Below are 16,220 nucleotides of genomic sequence, written 5' to 3'. Positions count from 1 at the left end.
ATCACCACTAGCAGTAACCTGCGGGGTCAGGGAGGTTCAACGGCATTGAGCGTGACCGAGCAACTTCGGGAGCTTGCCCATCACGGGTATCCGTCCTCGGGGGCAGACCCCTGGCATGATGACCTGGGTGGTGAGCCCTTCGGCCCGGGTGGCGACACCTCACTGACGGATGCGGCTCGCCCGATCACGATGTACGGCTTCTCCCCGGTAGCCGTCAGGCCCACGGAATCTCAGGCCGCCCGTGCACAGACTCGCGCGCAGCTCGCTACGGGACTGCAGCCGGTCGTCCCGGCCGATGGTTCAGACACGGCACGAACTGGCAGTGTGTCGTCGCAGGTCGGTGCCCTGCCGGTACTCACCCCTAGCCAGATCGAGGCGGACAAGGCAGGGGCCACCCCGCGCCCTCAGGGTGCCGCGGCGACTAGGCCGGTCACCCAGATCTCTCGTCGCGGTTCGGCGCAGACCACCGCGGTGGAACGTCCCGAAACCTCCGGGATCGCCCACGAACCCGCGCCTGCCACCACGCAGGTACCCCGCGGCGCCTACCCGTCCACGCGTACGCGGGTCGCGCGGTCTTCCAAGGACAAACTCAAGTCGATGATCCGGGGCGACGCCGCTCCGACCGCACCCATGCGCGTGGTCGATCGACTCACTGCCACGCCGTTCCACAACCTCAGGCGTTTCGGGGACAGCAACGATCGGCAGGCTCGCCGGACTCTTAACTTTGCACTGCGGTTGGCCGAAACCATGTTCCACTACGGCGCCGACGCCCTGGACGTGGAGAACGCGATCGTTGCGGTGTGTGCCACCTACGGCGTGGAAAACCTCGAAGTGGACATCACCAACCAGTCGGTGACCATCAACTATGTCGCTGAGATGACCGAAACCGGCAAGCTCACGGCCGCCGGCCGGAGCACCGACGGCACGGGACAAATCACCAAGTCCCGCACCAGCCAGGACGTGCTGGACGACCCCAACACGTACAGCCACACGGTCATGCGCGTTGTGCGGTCCTGGACCGACAACTATGCCGGGCTGGCCAATTCGCATCAGCTGGTGACCCGCATCATCGAGGGCACCATGCCCCTCAAGGAAGCCGAACGGGAGCTCACCGAGATCAATTCACGGCCCAAGCCGTACCCCAAGTGGGCGGTGTGGTTGGCCACCGTGGTAGCAGCGGCCACCATCACCGTAGCCATCGGCGGTGGCGCGGCCGGAGCCTTGGTCGCGGCGGTCTCGTCGGTTCTGGTCCAGGTCGTCTCGTCGAAGCTCGGCGCCTGGCGCATCCCGGAGTTCTTCGCGCTGGCGGCCAATGCCCTGATCGTGACGCTCGCGGCCATGGGGATCTCGGCATTGGGAGTGGACCTGTCACCACCCAGAGTCATCGCGGGTGGCATCATCATGCTGCTGCCCACCACGCGCATGGTGTCCACCATGCAGGACGCCATCAACGGGTTCCCCGTGACCGCCATGGGACGACTGATGTCCACGTCCTTCGCTTTCCTCGGAATCATCGCCGGGATCGCGGTGGGTATCGCCCTCTCCGGATACTTGGGGATTCCGCGCATCGACGTGTCCCAGTCCTCGTTCACACCGCCGGATGCGTTGACCAACACGGTCTTCATGCTCATCTCCACGGCCTTGGTGGCCGTGACCATGCAGGCCAAACCGCGGCACATCTTCCCCGCGGTACTGGCAGCGTTGGCGGGGCTGTTGGTGTTCCATATCGGCGGAGATTACGGGCTGGGGGCCCGACTGGATACGGCTCTCGGCGCAACCACCACCGGGTGTGTAGCAGCCTTGCTCGCAGCGCGCTCACGTATCCCGCAGACGATCCTGGCCATCCCGGCCATGACCTACCTGTTGCCCGGGCTCTCCATCTTCCGCGGTATGTATGCCATCACCGTGGAGGTGGAGACCACGGGGGACGGTTTCACCGGCCTGATCAATGCCATGGCGTCCATCGTGATGATGGCTTCCGGTGTCGTGCTCGGAAGCTACCTGATGCGACCGTTCGTGGAGCGCATGAAGATCTTCTCGTTGCGCCGGAACCGGCGCCGCTGACGTGACTGACTCACCGGACTAACATGCCCGGGAGGGCGAGGCGTTGGCGGAGCCAGCGAGCGGGATCTAGCGGACCTACGCCCGCTGGGCCGGGCCGGCGTTCCGGGATCAGAGAATCTTGCCCACGGGCAGTTTCTTCTCCGCCTGGAAGAGGTCCTCGTTGCGTCCTGCGGCCCAGTAACCGGACAGTGATACCTGCGAGCGGTCCAGGTTGCGACGGTCGAAGAGTTCCTTGCGGGCTTCTTTCATGGCTTCGCGCTCACCGTGCACGAAAGCCTGGACCCCGGTCAGGTCCGAGGGCCACTCGGCCTGGGCGATCGCCACAACGAGGGCTCGTTCACCTGGTTGCTGACTCGAGCGGTAGACCCAGCGAATCTCGACATTCTCCGGAACGGCCACGTCATCGAGGTCATGCTGGTGTGCGGGGCCCTGCACCTCGAGGATTGCCAACCCCCGGGCGGTCTCAGGAAGAGCTTCGACGTTCGCCAGGACGGCGGGAATGGCGGCCTCGTCGCCGGCCAGCAGTGTCCAGGAAGCGTTCGGATCGGGTTCCCATTTCCCCCCGGGCCCCACGGCCACGAGGCGATCGCCCGGCTTGGCGGTGGCCGCCCACGGGCCCGCGTGACCCTCGATGCCGTGCAGGGCGACGTCGATCCACAAGGTGCCCGCGGCGGCGTCGTAGCGGCGCAGCGTCATGTGACGCGTGACGGGCAGGTCCTCGGGAGCCGCCGATTCGCGCACGGACCAATAATCCGGGAACTCGCCCGCGGGCGTCTCGGCCAGCGTGGCGTCCGAGAAGAACACGAGTTTGACGTATTTTTCAGGCGGGGTGATGTCCTGATAATCCTCATGGTTGAGGATGCTGCACACCACGCGCACCATGCCCGGGGAGAGTTCTTTGCGTTCGACCACCTCGAGATTGAGCTGAGGCTTCCGAGGTTTACGCGCGGTGCTCTTGTCCATGACCCCAGCTTAGGTGTTCCTAAGCAGGGATCGTCCAGTTGACGGGCTGGGCACCTAGTTCTTCGAGCAGCGCATTCGCACGGGAGAATGGGCGCGAGCCGAAGAATCCGCGGGACGCGGAGAGCGGCGAGGGGTGTACCGATTCCACGGTGGGCGCCCCGCCCAGCCACTGCTTGGTGTCTCGGGCGTCCCGGCCCCACAGAATTCCGACCAGGGGAGTGCCGCGCTGGGCCAGGGCCTTGATCGCGCACTCCGTGACGGTCTCCCAGCCCTTGCCACGGTGCGATGCGGGGGAACCTTCTCGCACGGACAGGGCCCTATTCAACAGCATGACCCCCTGCTCGGACCACGACGAGAGATCCCCGTGTTCGGGCGGCGACACATCCAGATCGGACTGTAGTTCCTTGTAGATGTTCTGCAGGGAACGGGGAATCGGTCGAACGTGGGGCTGTACCGAGAAGGACAGGCCCATGGCGTGCCCCGGAGTGGGGTACGGATCTTGACCGACGATGAGGACTTTCACCTCCGAGAAGGGCTCCTGGAAGGCCCGGAAAATGTTCTCGCCGCTCGGGAAGGTGCGGTGGCCTGCGGCGTGCTCGGTACGCAGGAATTCGCCCATGTTCCGAATGGTCGGCTCCACGGGTTGTAGCGCCTGTGCCCAGTCGTCGCTCATGATCTCGTTCAAGGGACGAGGGTCGGTCATGAGTGGATCTCCATTCACGGGTGGCTACGAATTACACGTATGAGATTACCGGTTAGGGTGGCTGTCATGGCTGAACCGGACGATGGGCTCGATTCCCTGGACAAGGCCATCCTGCAGCTGGAATCCGAGCACTGGAAGTATCGCGGCGCGAAAGAATCCGCGATACGGCAGCGCCTGGGCCTCAGCCCCGTGAATTACTACCAGCGCCTCAATGCACTGATCGACCGCGACGACGCCGCTCGGTTCGCTCCCATGCTGATCTCTCGTCTCCGCCGGGCGCGGCTGCGCTGACGGGTAGGAGAACTCGGAGCGGGCGTGGGATAGTAGAAGCAAACCCTGGCTGACCGGAAGCGCACATAATGAGTGAATACCCCCGCGACGAATTCGACGACGTTCCCGAGGACGGAACGCGTCAAGGTGCCCACCGAGGTCACAACCCTCAGGCTCGCACCGGTTCTCGCAAGGGATTTCTCGCCATCATCGGGGCGGGAATCCTGGCGCTGGCCGTGGGAGCCGTGGCGTTCGTGAATGCTCCGCGCACCGCTCAGGACGCCGTCGAGAACACCCCGTCACCATCGGGCAGCATCACTACAAGCACTTCCGAACCCAGCCCGTCAGAAACTTCGGACGACCCCACGAACGAACCCACAGATCCGGGGGCGCAAGTTCCAGCCGTACCCGGTGAGGGTGGCGTACCCGGCCAGGAGCCGGCCGCACCCGCGGATCCAGGCGCACCCCAGGACCCAGCTGCCCCGGTCGCACCCGAGTCACCAGCCGCTCCGGAAGCTCCCGCGCCTCCTGCACCGCCTGCACAGCCCGGTCCCGAGACCCCGGTCAATCCGGCGCCCGAGGTTCCAGGCGTTCCTCCCGAAGTACCGGGCGAAGGGGAAGCACCGGCCGGAGACCCTGCCGAGCCGGGCACCGGCGCGGCCGACTCCGAGCCCGGTGACTCCGCCGGTCGGGAACAAGCGGGCGCAGCCAACGGAGCGGACTCCTCTGATGCCGCTACCGGGAAGGCCGCCGACAACGCAGCCGAACCCGCCGTCACCTCACCGGACGCCGCGGCCGCCGCCGGGGCGTCCCAGAGTCCGTAGAAGTAGGCGTATTCGGCGTTTCAGCCCCGAATGAAACGTGAGTTCTCCTGACTCAAGACGTTTGCACTCTCCGGGGGCGAGTGCCAGTATTGACTTAGCACTCAGTTGAGTGGACTGCTAACCCCGGGTCCGGGGGAGGCCCACTCGCACGATCGAGTGAAAACCATCCATCACGGTGAGGTGCGTTTCGCACGGGTGAGGACCCGCGCGAACCATCGTCCGTCGCGGGCACCGTGATGAACAGATTTGTTTGTCAACCGTCCAGGAGGGACGCAACACATGGCAAAGATGATCGCATTTGACGAAGAGGCACGCCGCGGACTCGAGCGGGGTCTGAACACCCTCGCCGATGCCGTCAAGGTGACCCTTGGCCCGCGCGGACGCAACGTTGTTCTGGAGAAGGCCTGGGGCGCTCCCACCATCACCAACGATGGTGTGTCGATCGCCAAGGAAATCGAGCTCGAGGATCCGTACGAGAAGATCGGCGCCGAGCTCGTCAAGGAAGTTGCCAAGAAGACCGACGATATCGCCGGTGACGGTACCACCACGGCCACCGTGCTCGCACAGGCCCTGGTCAAGGAAGGCCTGCGCAACGTTGCCGCCGGTGCCGACCCGCTGTCGCTCAAGCGCGGTATCGAGAAGGCCGTTGCCGCCGTGACCGAGGAACTGCTGTCCTCGGCCAAGGAGATCGAGACCGAGGAAGAGATTGCCGCCACGGCGTCGATCTCCGCCGCTGACCCCGAGATCGGCAAGCTCATTGCTGCCGCCATGGAGAAGGTCGGCAAGGAAGGCGTCATCACGGTCGAGGAGTCCAACACCTTTGGGCTGGACCTCGAACTGACCGAAGGTATGCGCTTCGACAAGGGCTACCTGTCCGGTTACTTCGTGACCGACGCAGATCGTCAGGAAGCGGTCCTCGAGGATCCCTACATCCTGATCGTCAATTCCAAGATCTCCAACGTGAAGGACCTGGTCCCCGTCCTGGAGAAGGTCATGCAGGCCTCCAAGCCGCTGCTGATCATCGCCGAGGACGTCGAGGGCGAGGCCCTGGCCATGCTCGTGCTGAACAAGATGCGCGGGGCCGTGAAGTCCGTGGCCGTCAAGGCCCCCGGCTTCGGTGACCGTCGCAAGGCCCAGTTGGCAGACATCGCCATCCTCACCGGCGGTCAGGTCATCACCGAAGAGGTCGGCCTGTCCCTGGAGTCCGCAACTCTGGACCTGCTGGGCACCGCCCGCAAGGTGGTCGTCACCAAGGACGAGACCACCATCGTCGACGGCGCCGGCACTCAGGACGAGATCGAAGGCCGCGTGGCCCAGATCCGCGCGGAGATCGCCAACTCCGATTCGGACTACGACCGAGAGAAGCTGCAGGAGCGCCTGGCCAAGCTGGCCGGCGGTGTGGCAGTGCTCAAGGCTGGTGCCGCTACCGAGGTGGAGCTCAAGGAGCGCAAGCACCGCATCGAGGATGCCGTACGCAACGCCAAGGCAGCCGTTGAAGAGGGCATCGTCGCCGGTGGTGGCGTGGCACTCATCCAGGCCGGTCAGAAGGCCTTCGACAAGCTGCAGCTCACCGGTGACGAAGCAACTGGCGCCAACATCGTCAAGGTGGCCATCGACGCACCGCTCAAGCAGATCGCCGCGAACGCGGGCATGGAGCCCGGCGTTGTCGTGGACAAGGTGCGCGGCCTGCCCACCGGTCACGGTCTCAACGCCGCAACTGGTGAATACACCGACCTGATGGCTGCGGGCATCAACGACCCGGTCAAGGTGACCCGCTCTGCGCTGCAGAACGCGGCCTCCATCGCCGGCCTGTTCCTCACCACCGAGGCAGTCGTCGCGGACAAGCCCGAGCCCGAGGCTCCCGCCGGTGCCGGTGCGGATCCCATGGGTGGCATGGGCGGCATGATGTAAGCAGTGCCCTAGGGCACGCTTGACCGCCTCGTGCGGTTCAGCCGTCACAGAGCCCCCGGAACGCAGTTCAGCTGCGTTCCGGGGGCTCTGTCGTGCGCCTATGATCGGAGCTAGACAGGAGGTGCACCGTGTGGGAGTGGGACGAAGAATTCTGGGCCCAGGCCACGGCGGTGCTGCTCGCCTTCGGTTTGTGCACCGTTGTGGGGGTGGAACGACAGTTCAGGCGAAAATCCGCCGGAATTCGCACCCACGCACTAGTGGGCACGGGCTCGGCCATTTTCACGCTGGTTTCCGCCTATGGTTTCCATGTGCTTCCCGGAATCGAGCAGGGACCGGGAGATCCCTCGCGTATCGCGGCGCAGGTGGTTACGGGAATCGGGTTCCTTGGGGCGGGGGTCATTTTCCTGCACAAAGACGTGGTTCACGGGCTGACAACGGCCGCGAGCGTTTGGGTTGCTGCGGCAGTGGGCATGGCTTGTGGGGCCGGGCTGTTCTCCTTGGCGGTCCTCGGAACATTGATCCAGTTGTTCGTCTCCCTGGTGCTCAAACCGGTCTCCGCTTTTCTGCACAAATACCCCGGTCACCGGGCCGTTGAACTTCGCTACGAGGACGGCAAAGGGGTGCTGCGCTCCGTTCTTGCCGCGGCCACGGAATTGGATCTTGCGGTCACGGTGCTGCGCACGGATCGGATGTACACCAGTTCCGGAGCTCACGTGGTGATGGTGCTCAAGATGCTGGGGCGCACGGACGTCCACCGTGCCGTGGTCGAGTTCTCCGAGCTGCCCGGTGTGATCTCTGCAGCGGTGATGCCGGAACCGGAAGCCGACGAATAGTCAGTTACTGCCTGTCGGAATCGTTTGTAAGGATGATGGCATGACGATTATTGCTGCGGCGGACGGTTCTGCCCTGGGAAATCCCGGCCCCGCCGGTTGGGCCTGGTTCATCGACGAGACCTCCTGGCGGGCCGGTGGTTGGAACCACGGCACCAACAACATGGGTGAGCTCACCGCGGTGTTGAACCTTTTGGAGTCAACCCGCCACCTGACGGACGAACCCCTCAAGATCCTGTGCGACAGCCAGTACGTCATCAACTCGATCACCAAGTGGATGCCGGGCTGGAAAAAGAAGGGTTGGAAGAAGAAGGACGGTAAACCCGTCCTCAACGTGGACATCATGAAGGCCCTGGACCGGGAAATGGCCGGGCGCACCGTGGACTTCGAATGGGTCAAGGGCCACGCCGGGCACGAACTCAACGAAGCGGCCGATGAGCGCGCCCGCGCCATGGCATCCGCTTATCAAGCGGGCCGAGCCCCCGGAGACATGCCCGTTGGACCGGGCTACCGCGAACGTGACGGGTCCGTGCAGGAAACGCCGTCCCAACGGCCGGCCCCGGCAGCGGCCACGGTCTCGACCCTTGGTACTCAATCCCTTGAGGAACCGGACCTGTTCTCAGAACTGTGGAGCGGCAACGAGGATCCGGTACTCGAGGATTCGAGCGCACATGAACGCATCACCCGGGAGGCGGACCCCGCCAACCGCGTCCTGTCGCTCGAGACCGCCATGCTGACCCCCACAACTACCGAGGGTCGCCGCATGGAACTACTGCACGATGATTTTGAATACGTGGCCCGCGACGGCTCCGTCAACGGGGCCCAGCGCTTTGTCACGGAGCTTCAGGGAGGCGCTTACGGTTCGGATCCGGACGTGAGTCACAGCGCCTCAGTAGCCCTGGGCTCCACCGCGTACCACGTCTCCTACCGGCTCACCGACAGCTCCACCGTGACCCGGCGTAGCTCACTGTGGATCCGCGAGGACCACCACAACGAAATGGGGCCCTGGCTGCTCCGCTACCACCAGGTCACGACGGAAAGCTGACCCGAATCAGCCCGCAAACATTCGAGCGTTGGCTGCTTCGGTTTCTGCGTACTGGTTGCCCGCGGTCGTCAGAGCCTGATTGATCTGCGCCATGGCCTGTTCCATCTGGGCCTGGGCAGCTCGCCATGACCGGAAGGCTTCCTGGAAGCTGGCGGACGCGGTACCGGTCCAGGAATTCTGCAGGTCCGTGAGTGTGGAGGTCATGCCGTTGACCTCACCGGTCAGGCGTTCGATGTGGCCTTGGGCCTGTTGGGATTTGGCGGCAATGGTGTCGCTATCGACCACGAACTGTGCCATGGCTGTCTCCTTGCTGTGGGTGTGAGCTTCCGTGAATACTCGGACACTCACACCGTAGGCAGCCGTTGGTCACGGTGGGGGTCGACAACCGCGCCCGGTGGATTCAGTCGATCACGGGAGCGTTATCCACAGGCTGACTGTGCGGGACTCGCACGGTGAAGGTCGCTCCTCCGCCGGGGGTCTCCTCGAGTTTCACGGTGCCGTCGTGCTGTTCCACGATGGCCGCCACGATGGACAGCCCCAATCCTGTACCGCCGGTTTCGCGGGTGCGAGAGGAATCGGCGCGGTAGAAGCGCTCGAAGACCCGATCGGCGTCGTCGCCGTGGATGCCGGGGCCGTGATCGCGAACCTGCAGCACGGCGTCGAACTGGGAATCGACGGTCGGTTCCAAGCCCACCGCCAGCTCAAGGGGCGTGCCGCCCGGGGTGTACCGGAGCGCGTTGGTGAGCAGGTTCGCCACGACCTGGCGCAACTTGGACTCGTCACCGTAGGTCCAGGCCTGCTCCGGTGTGCTGTCCGAGAGCCCGACCACCTGGACCACGCGATCCGGTGCGGTGGCGTGCGCGTCGGAAGCGGCATCGTAGGCGAGGTGTAAAAGATCCATGTGCTGCATGGTGGCTGCCCGGCGTTCGTCCAGACGCGCCAGCGTGAGCAGATCCTCGACCAATTGAGTCATGCGCTTGGCCTCGGACTCGATCCGGTCCATGGCTTTGCCCACGTCCTCCGGATTCTGCAGGGCACCGTGGCGGTACAGCTCCGAATAACCGCGGATGGACACCAAAGGCGTGCGCAGCTCGTGCGAGGCGTCGGCCACGAACCGACGCAACTTGGTTTCGGACCTGGTGCGGGCCTCGAACGCGTCCTCGATGTGTCCGAGCATCGTGTTGAGCGACATGGACAACTGACCGATCTCGGTCTGCGAGTTGTAACCCTCCATGCGCTGTGACAGGTCGCCCTCGGCGATCTGCGCGGCCGTGGACTCCACTTCCCGCAACGGCGCGAAGGCCCTGGTGACCAGGACCCACCCCACCGCCATGGCGGTCAGCAGCGTGGCCAGGCCAAAACTGAAGGTCAGCAGGGACACCGCAGAAATGATGGAATTGGTGCGGTCCAGAGGTTGAGCGACCACCACGGCCATGTCGTAGTGCTGAAGCTTGGCCGGCAGGACCCGCCATTTCCGTTCGGGAGCGCCGATTGCGGACACGGTGGTGGGCTGCAAGTTGTTGGCCACCACGGTGGACAGATTCATGCCGGAGAGATCCGGGGCCGGCCGGGTCGCGCTGGAATCCTGACTGTTCTCCGCCGCGGCAATCACATTGCCCTGCGCGTCCAACAGGTATCCGGAATGGGGGACCGGCGTGGCAATCGTGCCCTCGAGGCCGTCCAGGAGCGCCGTGGACACGGAACTCACGGACTGCCTCAGCTCCTGATCCGTGTTGTCGACCAGGGCGTCCCGAAGCACGGAAATGGCCACCAGCGAGGTCACGAGAATGCTGGTGGCCAGCAGCAGGCCCGTGAGGACCATGAGCTGCGAACGCAGTGAAGCGGAACGCCACCTGCGGGAAATCCGGGTCAAGAGATCAGTGGCGCTTGTCGGACGAGCGCAACAGGTATCCGACACCGCGCTTGGTGTGGATCAACGGCGCCTGTTCCGGATCGTTGTCGATCTTGCGGCGCAGGTACGAGATGTAGGACTCCACGATCGAGGCGTCACCGTTGAAGTCGTACTCCCACACGTGGTCCAGGATTTGGGCCTTGGACAGCACACGGTTCGGGTTGAGCATCAAATAACGCAGCAACTTGAACTCGGTGGGGGAGAGATCGATCTCGCGGTCGCCGCGGAAGACCTCGTGGGCGTCGTCGTCGAGGACCAGGTCGTCCACGTGGAGCCTGGAGTCCTCTTCCTCAATGGGCTGGGTGCGGCGCAACACGGCGCGGATGCGGGCGACCACCTCGTCCAGACTGAACGGCTTGGTCACATAATCATCGCCACCCACGGTCAGGCCGGTGACCTTGTCATCCGTGTCGTCCTTGGCGGTGAGGAACAGGATGGGGAAGTGACGACCAGCGGCGCGCAGCTTGCGGGTCACGGAGAATCCGTCCATGTCCGGGAGCATGACGTCAAGAACAGCCAGGTCCGGGTTCTCGGCCTCCGCCTTGAGCAGGGCGTCGCGCCCGTTGGCCGCGGTCACCACCTCGAAGCCGGCGAAGCGCAGCGACGTTGCCAGCAGCTCGAGGATGTTGGGTTCGTCGTCGACGACGAGCAGTTTGGCTTCAGGAGTCTTATCGTTCACCGTGCCAGTATCTCGGAGTTTCCTGAGCACAGACTGAAGCAATTCCTGCGGTTGTCTGGACGCGTCCGACGCCGCTCGGTCGGGTTCAGCGGCGGCGTCGCCTGAGCGCCGTGCGAGCCAGCTCGATGCACATGAGCATGAAGGCCACCGGGAAGAAGATCGCGGGGAAGATCGTGAATCCGCCCCACACGGTCTGACCCATGAGCGCCGCGATCAGAACGATCACCAATGACACCGAACTCAGTGCGGCCAGGATCATGGCGATCATACCCAGCCCCGTGAGGCCTCCGATACGGACGGGTCGGGCGGGCTGAGGGTGTTCCGTGTGTGTGGGATCAGACATGGTCACCAAGGTACCAATTCAGCTCACGCGGTGGGTGAACAGCGGCTCGGACCACTCCGGCGAGGGGATAGACTCAAGAGTTCTTAGACGACCGTGAACGCCCCGCCCACCAGGGCCGGGAGCGAGACAAGAGAAACTGAGGTGATCCGCGTGCCCACGGGCAAAGTCAAGTGGTTCGATTCCGAGAAGGGTTTCGGCTTCCTGGCAACGGATGATGGACAGGAAGTGTTCTTACACTCTTCCGCCCTCCCGCAGGGAGTCACCACAGTTAAGCCGGGAACCCGCATGGATTTCGGCATTGCCGCCGGACGCCGCGGTGCCCAAGCCCTGTCCGCCACGATCATCAGCAAGCCGCCGTCCGTGGCTCGTAACACCCGCAAGCCGGCCGAGGAGATGGCGGTGCTGACGGAAGACCTGATCCGCCTGCTGGACGACATGTCTACCGGACTGCGCAAGGGCCGGTACCCGGACCGTGCGCACGGACACAAGATCGCCTCCATCCTGCGCACCGTGGCGGATGAGCTCGATGTCTGAGGAAACCACCACGCAGCCTGAGGGGACCGCCGAGAGTACGGATCAGCCCGCCGCGGTGGCGACCCTGCGACGTCGTGCGCCCAAACAGGACGGCACGCTCGCCCAGGCCGTCGACATCGCCCGCCAGGCGGTCGTGGATTCCGCCGGTGCGGAGAACGTGGGGGAACACCTGGGCATCGACGTGCACGAGGACCGACTGCTGACCCACCTGTTCGAGTGCACCATGTCCGGGTATCCAGGATGGACCTGGTTCGCGACGGTGGCCAGGGCGCCCCGGACCAAACTGGTCACGGTGTGCGAGGTCGGGTTGTTGGCCGGCGAAAATTCTTTGCTGGCTCCCGACTGGGTTCCTTGGGAAGAACGCATGCAGGCCGTCCATGATCAGGAAGACCACGACCAGGTCGAGGAATCAGGGGGCCAGGGCGAAAACCCCGACTCTCCCTCTGCGGGCTCTGAGGCCGGGTCCACCGAGACCACTGAAGCGGACGCCACCGAAACCGGCGCCGGGCAACCTGACGAGGACGCAGCCACAGAGGCAGGGACGACCGACGAGAACGAGGCGTCATCGTAAGAGCGCCCTCGTCCGCCGGTGAAACCAACGAGCACCCCGGCCCAGCGGAAACGCCGGGGACGGGGATGTTTCGTTCTCTGAAGATCCGCAACTACCGGTTGTGGTTCACCGGTGCTCTGGTGTCCAACATCGGGACATGGATGCAGCGCACGGCGCAGTCCTGGCTGGTGTTCGATGAACTGACCGACCACGATGCAACCGCCATGGGCGTGGTCATGGCCCTGCAGTTCTTGCCGCAGCTGTTGCTGGCCCCGTACGCGGGTGTTACGGCGGACCGCTACGACCGGCGCAGGATCCTCCTGGTGACCCAGACCCTCATGGGAGTGCTGGCCGCCGGGCTGGGGCTCATGGTGCTGTTCGGAGTGGCAGATCTCGTCACCGTGTATGCGTTCGCGCTGGGCTTGGGCATTGTCGCGACGTTCGATGCGCCGGTACGACAGACCTTCGTGTCCGAAATGGTGCCGGACACCCACCTCTCCAACGCGGTGGCCCTGAATTCCACCTCATTCAACTCCGCGCGGTTGATCGGCCCGGCCGTGGCCGGTGTCCTGGTCGCAGCAATTGGTTCCGGTTGGGTCTTCCTGCTGAACACTGTGACGTTCGCGGCCATGATTGCCGCGATCCTGGCGATCAATGACAAACAATTACGGTTGATGCCCAAGACCAAGCGAGGGCGAGGTCAGATCCGCGAGGGCATGGCATACGTAGTGCACCGGCCGGATTTGGTCGCCGTGATGGCCACGATCTTCATGATCGGTACGTTCGGGATGAACTTTGCCGTATATCTCGCCGCCATGGCGGGCTCTGAATTCGGTCGCGGTTCGCAGGAGTTCGGGGTGCTCAACTCGATGCTCGCCGTCGGAACGGTGACCGGTGCGCTACTGGCGGCCAAGCGGGCGCGAGCCAGACTGCGGTTCCTGTTCGCGGGGTGCATAGCGTTCGCACTCTCGACGCTCGGTGCCGCAACCGCGCCGTCCCTGGTGATCTTCGCGCTGTGGCTCATACCGAGTGGCGTCTCGGCCATGACCATCATGACCACGGCCAACGCGTACGTGCAGTCCACCACGTCCCCCGTTATGCGCGGGCGCGTGATGAGCCTCTACATGGCCATCTTCATGGGCGGCACGCCCATCGGTGCACCCGCCGTCGGTTGGCTCACCGATACTCTGGGCGCCCGCTGGGGCATGGGGTCCGCGGTGGCCGCGGGCCTGATCGGTGCGGCAATCGGGGCGTGGTTCTTCTGGCGGTTACGCAAGGAGCAAGGGCGGGTTCGTGAAGAACCGGCGGTCGAGTAGGCGAGCGATCTGTTAAAGCCGAGCGGGCGGCGTCGTCAACTACGACGCCGCCCGCTCAGCTCTCCGGGGCTACGCACCTTGAGCAGGTGCTTTCGAGACCGGCCGGGACGATCAGGACAGGGCGTTGGCCAAGGCCCAGTCGATGCACGCGAGCAATGCCTGGACGTCGGACTGGGGCACTGAGGCGAACGTGGCGATGCGCAGCTGATTGCGCCCGAGTTTCCGATAGGGGTCCACGTCCACCACACCGTTGGCACGGAGCACGGACAGCAGGCGGGCGGTGTCCACGCTGTCGTCGAAATCAACGGTGCAGACCACGGGGGAGCGATGCTGCGGATCGGCAACGAACGGGGTCGCAGTGGGAGTTCGTTCGGCCCAGTCGTACACGAGGGACGAGGTGGCTGCGGTGTGTCCGGCGGCCCACGCCATTCCACCGTTGGCGTTGAGCCAGCGCACTTGCTCGCCGAGCATGACGAGACCCGCCAGAGCCGGAGTGTTATAGGTCTGATTCTTGCGGGAGTTCTCCACCGCCGTGGCCAGCGACAGGACATCCGGGATCCAACGGTCGGAACGCGAGAGCTCGGAAATCCGATCCAGCGCGGCGGGAGAAACGGCCGCGAACCACACACCGCCGTCGGAACCGAAGTTCTTCTGAGGAGAGAAGTAGTAGACGTCGGATTCGCTGATGTCCACGTGCATTCCACCCGCGGCGGACGTGGCATCAATGATCGTCAGCACGTCAGGGTCGGTTCCCTGCGGCCGAGTGACATCCATGATCACGCCGGTCGATGTCTCGTTCTGGGGCCACGCGTAGACGTCGATGTCCGCCCGTGGTGCGGGGCCGGCCGGTCGCGACCCGGGGTCCGCGCGCAGGATGTCCGAAGGTTCCAGGTGCGGGGCGCGGTCGGTCACCTGGGCGAATTTGGAACCGAACTCCCCGAACGAGAGGTGCTGCGCGCGGCGTCGTACCAAGCTGAACGCGGCGCTGTCCCAAAAGGTGCTCGCGCCACCCAAGCCCAGGATGATCTCGTAGCCCTCGGGGAGTCCGAAGAACTCGGAGAGCCCTTCGCGGATCTCTCCCACGAGATTGCGCACGGGAGCCTGGCGGTGCGAGGTGCCCAGGAGATTGTGGCCCGCATCGACCAGGGCGCTGACCTGTTCCGGTCGGACGCGGGACGGGCCCGCGCCAAAGCGCCCGTCCGCGGGCAACAGGGAGGCGGGAATGACAGGCAACTCGGACACGGTGCTCCTAGCGTGGTGGATCATTGAGGCAGTTCCCATTCTGCCCCCTCCAGGTTGCGGGAGGACGCAGTGTGCTGGGGCGGGCGTACCTGTCGGAGTGGGCCGATATGCTTATCGTGAATTATTCAGGAAACCCCGAATGAGAGCGCTCCTACTCGACGCGCACCCAGATTTCTCGAAGGATGGACCATGAGCGGCGATTTAATCGACACCACCGAGATGTATTTGCGCACCGTGCTCGAACTTGAAGAAGAGGGCATTGTGCCCATGCGTGCCCGCATCGTGGAGCGTCTTCAGCATTCCGGGCCCACCGTCTCCCAGACGGTCTCCCGGATGGAGCGCGACGGACTGCTCGAGGTCCTCAAGGACCGTTCCCTGTCTTTGACGGAGGCCGGTCGGTCCAAGGCCATCGAGGTCATGCGAAAGCACCGGCTGGCCGAACGTCTGCTGGCAGACGTCGTGGGGCTGGACATGGCCTATGTCCACGAGGAAGCCTGCCGTTGGGAACACGTAATGAGTGAGCGGGTCGAGCGTCGCCTCATGGCGCTGCTGGATGAACCCCGCTACTCGCCGTACGGCACGCCGATCCCGGGGATGGACGCCATCGGCGGACCTCAGGTCGGTGCCGACCGTTTCAAGGGGATGAACCTTCTGGACGCCGCGACCCAGAACCGCTCGGCCACGTTCACCGTACGGTTGCTCCCCGAGGTCATTCAGGCGGATCAGGAGCTGATCGAGACCCTCAGCTCAGCCGGTGTGCTGAACGGGGCCCACGTCAAGGTTGCCCCCTCGGACTCCGATGATTTGCGTGTCCTGGTGACCGTGACAGACACGGGCCACAGCGTGGATCTGGACCATGTGAGCGCCAAAGCGATCCGCGTGGACCTCGAACAGAACTGAGTTTGATAACATCTTTGGGCTTGTCCCCGGATGTGTGGATCATCACGGTGTGTACTACATGTGACCCCCGTCACATACCCGCGGTAGGTAGTGTTCTCCCACGTCAAAGGGTGTTTTCAAGGGTAAAATCACCC

The 16,220-nt window shown here is 64.4% G+C and carries 17 protein-coding genes; 10 read left to right on the top strand and 7 right to left on the bottom strand.

Annotated elements, in window-relative coordinates; translation table 11 throughout:
• Positions 1 to 51: 51 nt before the first annotated feature.
• Entirely contained in the window at positions 52 to 2,064 is a 2,013-nt protein-coding gene (locus tag CKW39_RS04440) for a threonine/serine exporter ThrE family protein (protein WP_238663084.1), read from the top strand.
• A 108-nt stretch (positions 2,065 to 2,172) separates the two neighbouring features.
• Here the strand turns inward: CKW39_RS04440 and CKW39_RS04435 are convergent, their stop codons facing one another.
• A complete protein-coding gene (locus CKW39_RS04435) occupies positions 2,173 to 3,027 on the bottom strand; it encodes a siderophore-interacting protein (protein WP_095796930.1) in 855 nt (284 codons plus the stop codon).
• A gap of 19 nt (positions 3,028 to 3,046) precedes the next feature.
• On the bottom strand, positions 3,047 to 3,730 hold the full coding sequence (locus tag CKW39_RS04430; protein WP_095796929.1) for a uracil-DNA glycosylase: 684 nt from the start codon (positions 3,728 to 3,730) through the stop codon (positions 3,047 to 3,049).
• A gap of 66 nt (positions 3,731 to 3,796) precedes the next feature.
• Here CKW39_RS04430 and CKW39_RS04425 point away from each other — a divergent pair, with 66 nt between their 5' ends.
• The 5 genes from CKW39_RS04425 (at position 3,797) to CKW39_RS04405 (ending at position 8,610) form a co-directional block, all read left to right on the top strand.
• The gene (locus tag CKW39_RS04425; RefSeq protein WP_202976189.1) at positions 3,797 to 4,021 is read left to right on the top strand and encodes a DUF3263 domain-containing protein; all 225 of its coding nucleotides are present in this window, start codon (positions 3,797 to 3,799) and stop codon (positions 4,019 to 4,021) included.
• A 68-nt stretch (positions 4,022 to 4,089) separates the two neighbouring features.
• Positions 4,090 to 4,824: a hypothetical protein gene (locus CKW39_RS15700; RefSeq protein WP_254049271.1), complete on the top strand. Its 735-nt coding sequence runs from the start codon at positions 4,090 to 4,092 to the stop codon at positions 4,822 to 4,824.
• A gap of 279 nt (positions 4,825 to 5,103) precedes the next feature.
• On the top strand, positions 5,104 to 6,735 hold the full coding sequence (gene groL / locus CKW39_RS04415; RefSeq protein ID WP_095796927.1) for a chaperonin GroEL: 1,632 nt from the start codon (positions 5,104 to 5,106) through the stop codon (positions 6,733 to 6,735).
• A gap of 128 nt (positions 6,736 to 6,863) precedes the next feature.
• Positions 6,864 to 7,568 carry an MgtC/SapB family protein gene (locus CKW39_RS04410; protein WP_095796926.1) on the top strand — a complete coding sequence of 235 codons (705 nt, stop codon included), beginning with the start codon at positions 6,864 to 6,866 and terminating at the stop codon, positions 7,566 to 7,568.
• Between the two features lie 40 nt (positions 7,569 to 7,608).
• On the top strand, positions 7,609 to 8,610 hold the full coding sequence (locus tag CKW39_RS04405) for an RNase H family protein (RefSeq protein ID WP_095796925.1): 1,002 nt from the start codon (positions 7,609 to 7,611) through the stop codon (positions 8,608 to 8,610).
• A 6-nt stretch (positions 8,611 to 8,616) separates the two neighbouring features.
• Here CKW39_RS04405 and CKW39_RS04400 read toward each other — a convergent pair whose 3' ends face one another.
• The 4 genes from CKW39_RS04400 to CKW39_RS04385 all read right to left on the bottom strand — a co-directional run bounded on the left by CKW39_RS04400 (position 8,617) and on the right by CKW39_RS04385 (position 11,544).
• On the bottom strand, positions 8,617 to 8,907 hold the full coding sequence (locus CKW39_RS04400; protein WP_095796924.1) for a WXG100 family type VII secretion target: 291 nt from the start codon (positions 8,905 to 8,907) through the stop codon (positions 8,617 to 8,619).
• A gap of 103 nt (positions 8,908 to 9,010) precedes the next feature.
• Positions 9,011 to 10,432, bottom strand: coding sequence for an ATP-binding protein (locus tag CKW39_RS04395; RefSeq protein ID WP_371514563.1), 1,422 nt, complete (start codon positions 10,430 to 10,432; stop codon positions 9,011 to 9,013).
• 55 nt (positions 10,433 to 10,487) lie between these two features.
• Positions 10,488 to 11,201 carry a response regulator transcription factor gene (locus tag CKW39_RS04390; RefSeq protein WP_095796922.1) on the bottom strand — a complete coding sequence of 238 codons (714 nt, stop codon included), beginning with the start codon at positions 11,199 to 11,201 and terminating at the stop codon, positions 10,488 to 10,490.
• Between the two features lie 85 nt (positions 11,202 to 11,286).
• Entirely contained in the window at positions 11,287 to 11,544 is a 258-nt protein-coding gene (locus CKW39_RS04385) for a hypothetical protein (protein WP_143469930.1), read from the bottom strand.
• 150 nt (positions 11,545 to 11,694) lie between these two features.
• Here CKW39_RS04385 and CKW39_RS04380 point away from each other — a divergent pair, with 150 nt between their 5' ends.
• The 3 genes from CKW39_RS04380 to CKW39_RS04370 all read left to right on the top strand — a co-directional run bounded on the left by CKW39_RS04380 (position 11,695) and on the right by CKW39_RS04370 (position 13,944).
• Positions 11,695 to 12,078 carry a cold-shock protein gene (locus CKW39_RS04380; RefSeq protein WP_095797005.1) on the top strand — a complete coding sequence of 128 codons (384 nt, stop codon included), beginning with the start codon at positions 11,695 to 11,697 and terminating at the stop codon, positions 12,076 to 12,078.
• Positions 12,071 to 12,649 carry a DUF3027 domain-containing protein gene (locus tag CKW39_RS04375; RefSeq protein WP_158222905.1) on the top strand — a complete coding sequence of 193 codons (579 nt, stop codon included), beginning with the start codon at positions 12,071 to 12,073 and terminating at the stop codon, positions 12,647 to 12,649. The genes CKW39_RS04380 and CKW39_RS04375 overlap by 8 nt, the downstream gene beginning before the upstream one ends.
• Before the next feature lie 65 nt (positions 12,650 to 12,714).
• Positions 12,715 to 13,944, top strand: coding sequence for an MFS transporter (locus CKW39_RS04370; RefSeq protein WP_095796919.1), 1,230 nt, complete (start codon positions 12,715 to 12,717; stop codon positions 13,942 to 13,944).
• A gap of 111 nt (positions 13,945 to 14,055) precedes the next feature.
• Here the strand turns inward: CKW39_RS04370 and serC are convergent, their stop codons facing one another.
• Positions 14,056 to 15,210 (bottom strand): phosphoserine transaminase, encoded by a 1,155-nt coding sequence (serC, locus tag CKW39_RS04365; protein ID WP_371514554.1) that lies wholly within the window; start codon positions 15,208 to 15,210, stop codon positions 14,056 to 14,058.
• A 165-nt stretch (positions 15,211 to 15,375) separates the two neighbouring features.
• On the opposite strand from serC, the gene CKW39_RS04360 reads away from it, so the two are divergent.
• Positions 15,376 to 16,086, top strand: a complete 711-nt coding sequence (locus CKW39_RS04360; RefSeq protein WP_095796917.1) for a metal-dependent transcriptional regulator — start codon at positions 15,376 to 15,378, stop codon at positions 16,084 to 16,086.
• Positions 16,087 to 16,220: the final 134 nt, after the last annotated feature.

Source organism: Kocuria sp. WRN011, from assembly GCF_002295155.1.
Taxonomy (GTDB): Bacteria; Actinomycetota; Actinomycetes; order Actinomycetales; family Micrococcaceae; genus Kocuria; species Kocuria carniphila.
The sequence above is the reverse complement of the archived record's forward strand: the minus strand, read 5'-3'. Positions and strand labels throughout refer to the sequence as shown.

Coding starts and splice junctions, on each gene's coding strand:
- CKW39_RS04435 (WP_095796930.1), bottom strand. CDS start 3,027: ATGGACAAGAGCACCGCGCGTAAACCTCGGAAGCCTCAGCTCAATCTC.
- CKW39_RS04430 (WP_095796929.1), bottom strand. CDS start 3,730: ATGACCGACCCTCGTCCCTTGAACGAGATCATGAGCGACGACTGGGCA.
- CKW39_RS04425 (WP_202976189.1), top strand. CDS start 3,797: ATGGCTGAACCGGACGATGGGCTCGATTCCCTGGACAAGGCCATCCTG.
- CKW39_RS15700 (WP_254049271.1), top strand. CDS start 4,090: ATGAGTGAATACCCCCGCGACGAATTCGACGACGTTCCCGAGGACGGA.
- groL (WP_095796927.1), top strand. CDS start 5,104: ATGGCAAAGATGATCGCATTTGACGAAGAGGCACGCCGCGGACTCGAG.
- CKW39_RS04405 (WP_095796925.1), top strand. CDS start 7,609: ATGACGATTATTGCTGCGGCGGACGGTTCTGCCCTGGGAAATCCCGGC.
- CKW39_RS04400 (WP_095796924.1), bottom strand. CDS start 8,907: ATGGCACAGTTCGTGGTCGATAGCGACACCATTGCCGCCAAATCCCAA.
- CKW39_RS04395 (WP_371514563.1), bottom strand. CDS start 10,432: ATGGTCCTCACGGGCCTGCTGCTGGCCACCAGCATTCTCGTGACCTCG.
- CKW39_RS04385 (WP_143469930.1), bottom strand. CDS start 11,544: ATGTCTGATCCCACACACACGGAACACCCTCAGCCCGCCCGACCCGTC.
- CKW39_RS04375 (WP_158222905.1), top strand. CDS start 12,071: ATGTCTGAGGAAACCACCACGCAGCCTGAGGGGACCGCCGAGAGTACG.
- CKW39_RS04370 (WP_095796919.1), top strand. CDS start 12,715: ATGTTTCGTTCTCTGAAGATCCGCAACTACCGGTTGTGGTTCACCGGT.
- serC (WP_371514554.1), bottom strand. CDS start 15,210: ATGATCCACCACGCTAGGAGCACCGTGTCCGAGTTGCCTGTCATTCCC.
- CKW39_RS04360 (WP_095796917.1), top strand. CDS start 15,376: ATGAGCGGCGATTTAATCGACACCACCGAGATGTATTTGCGCACCGTG.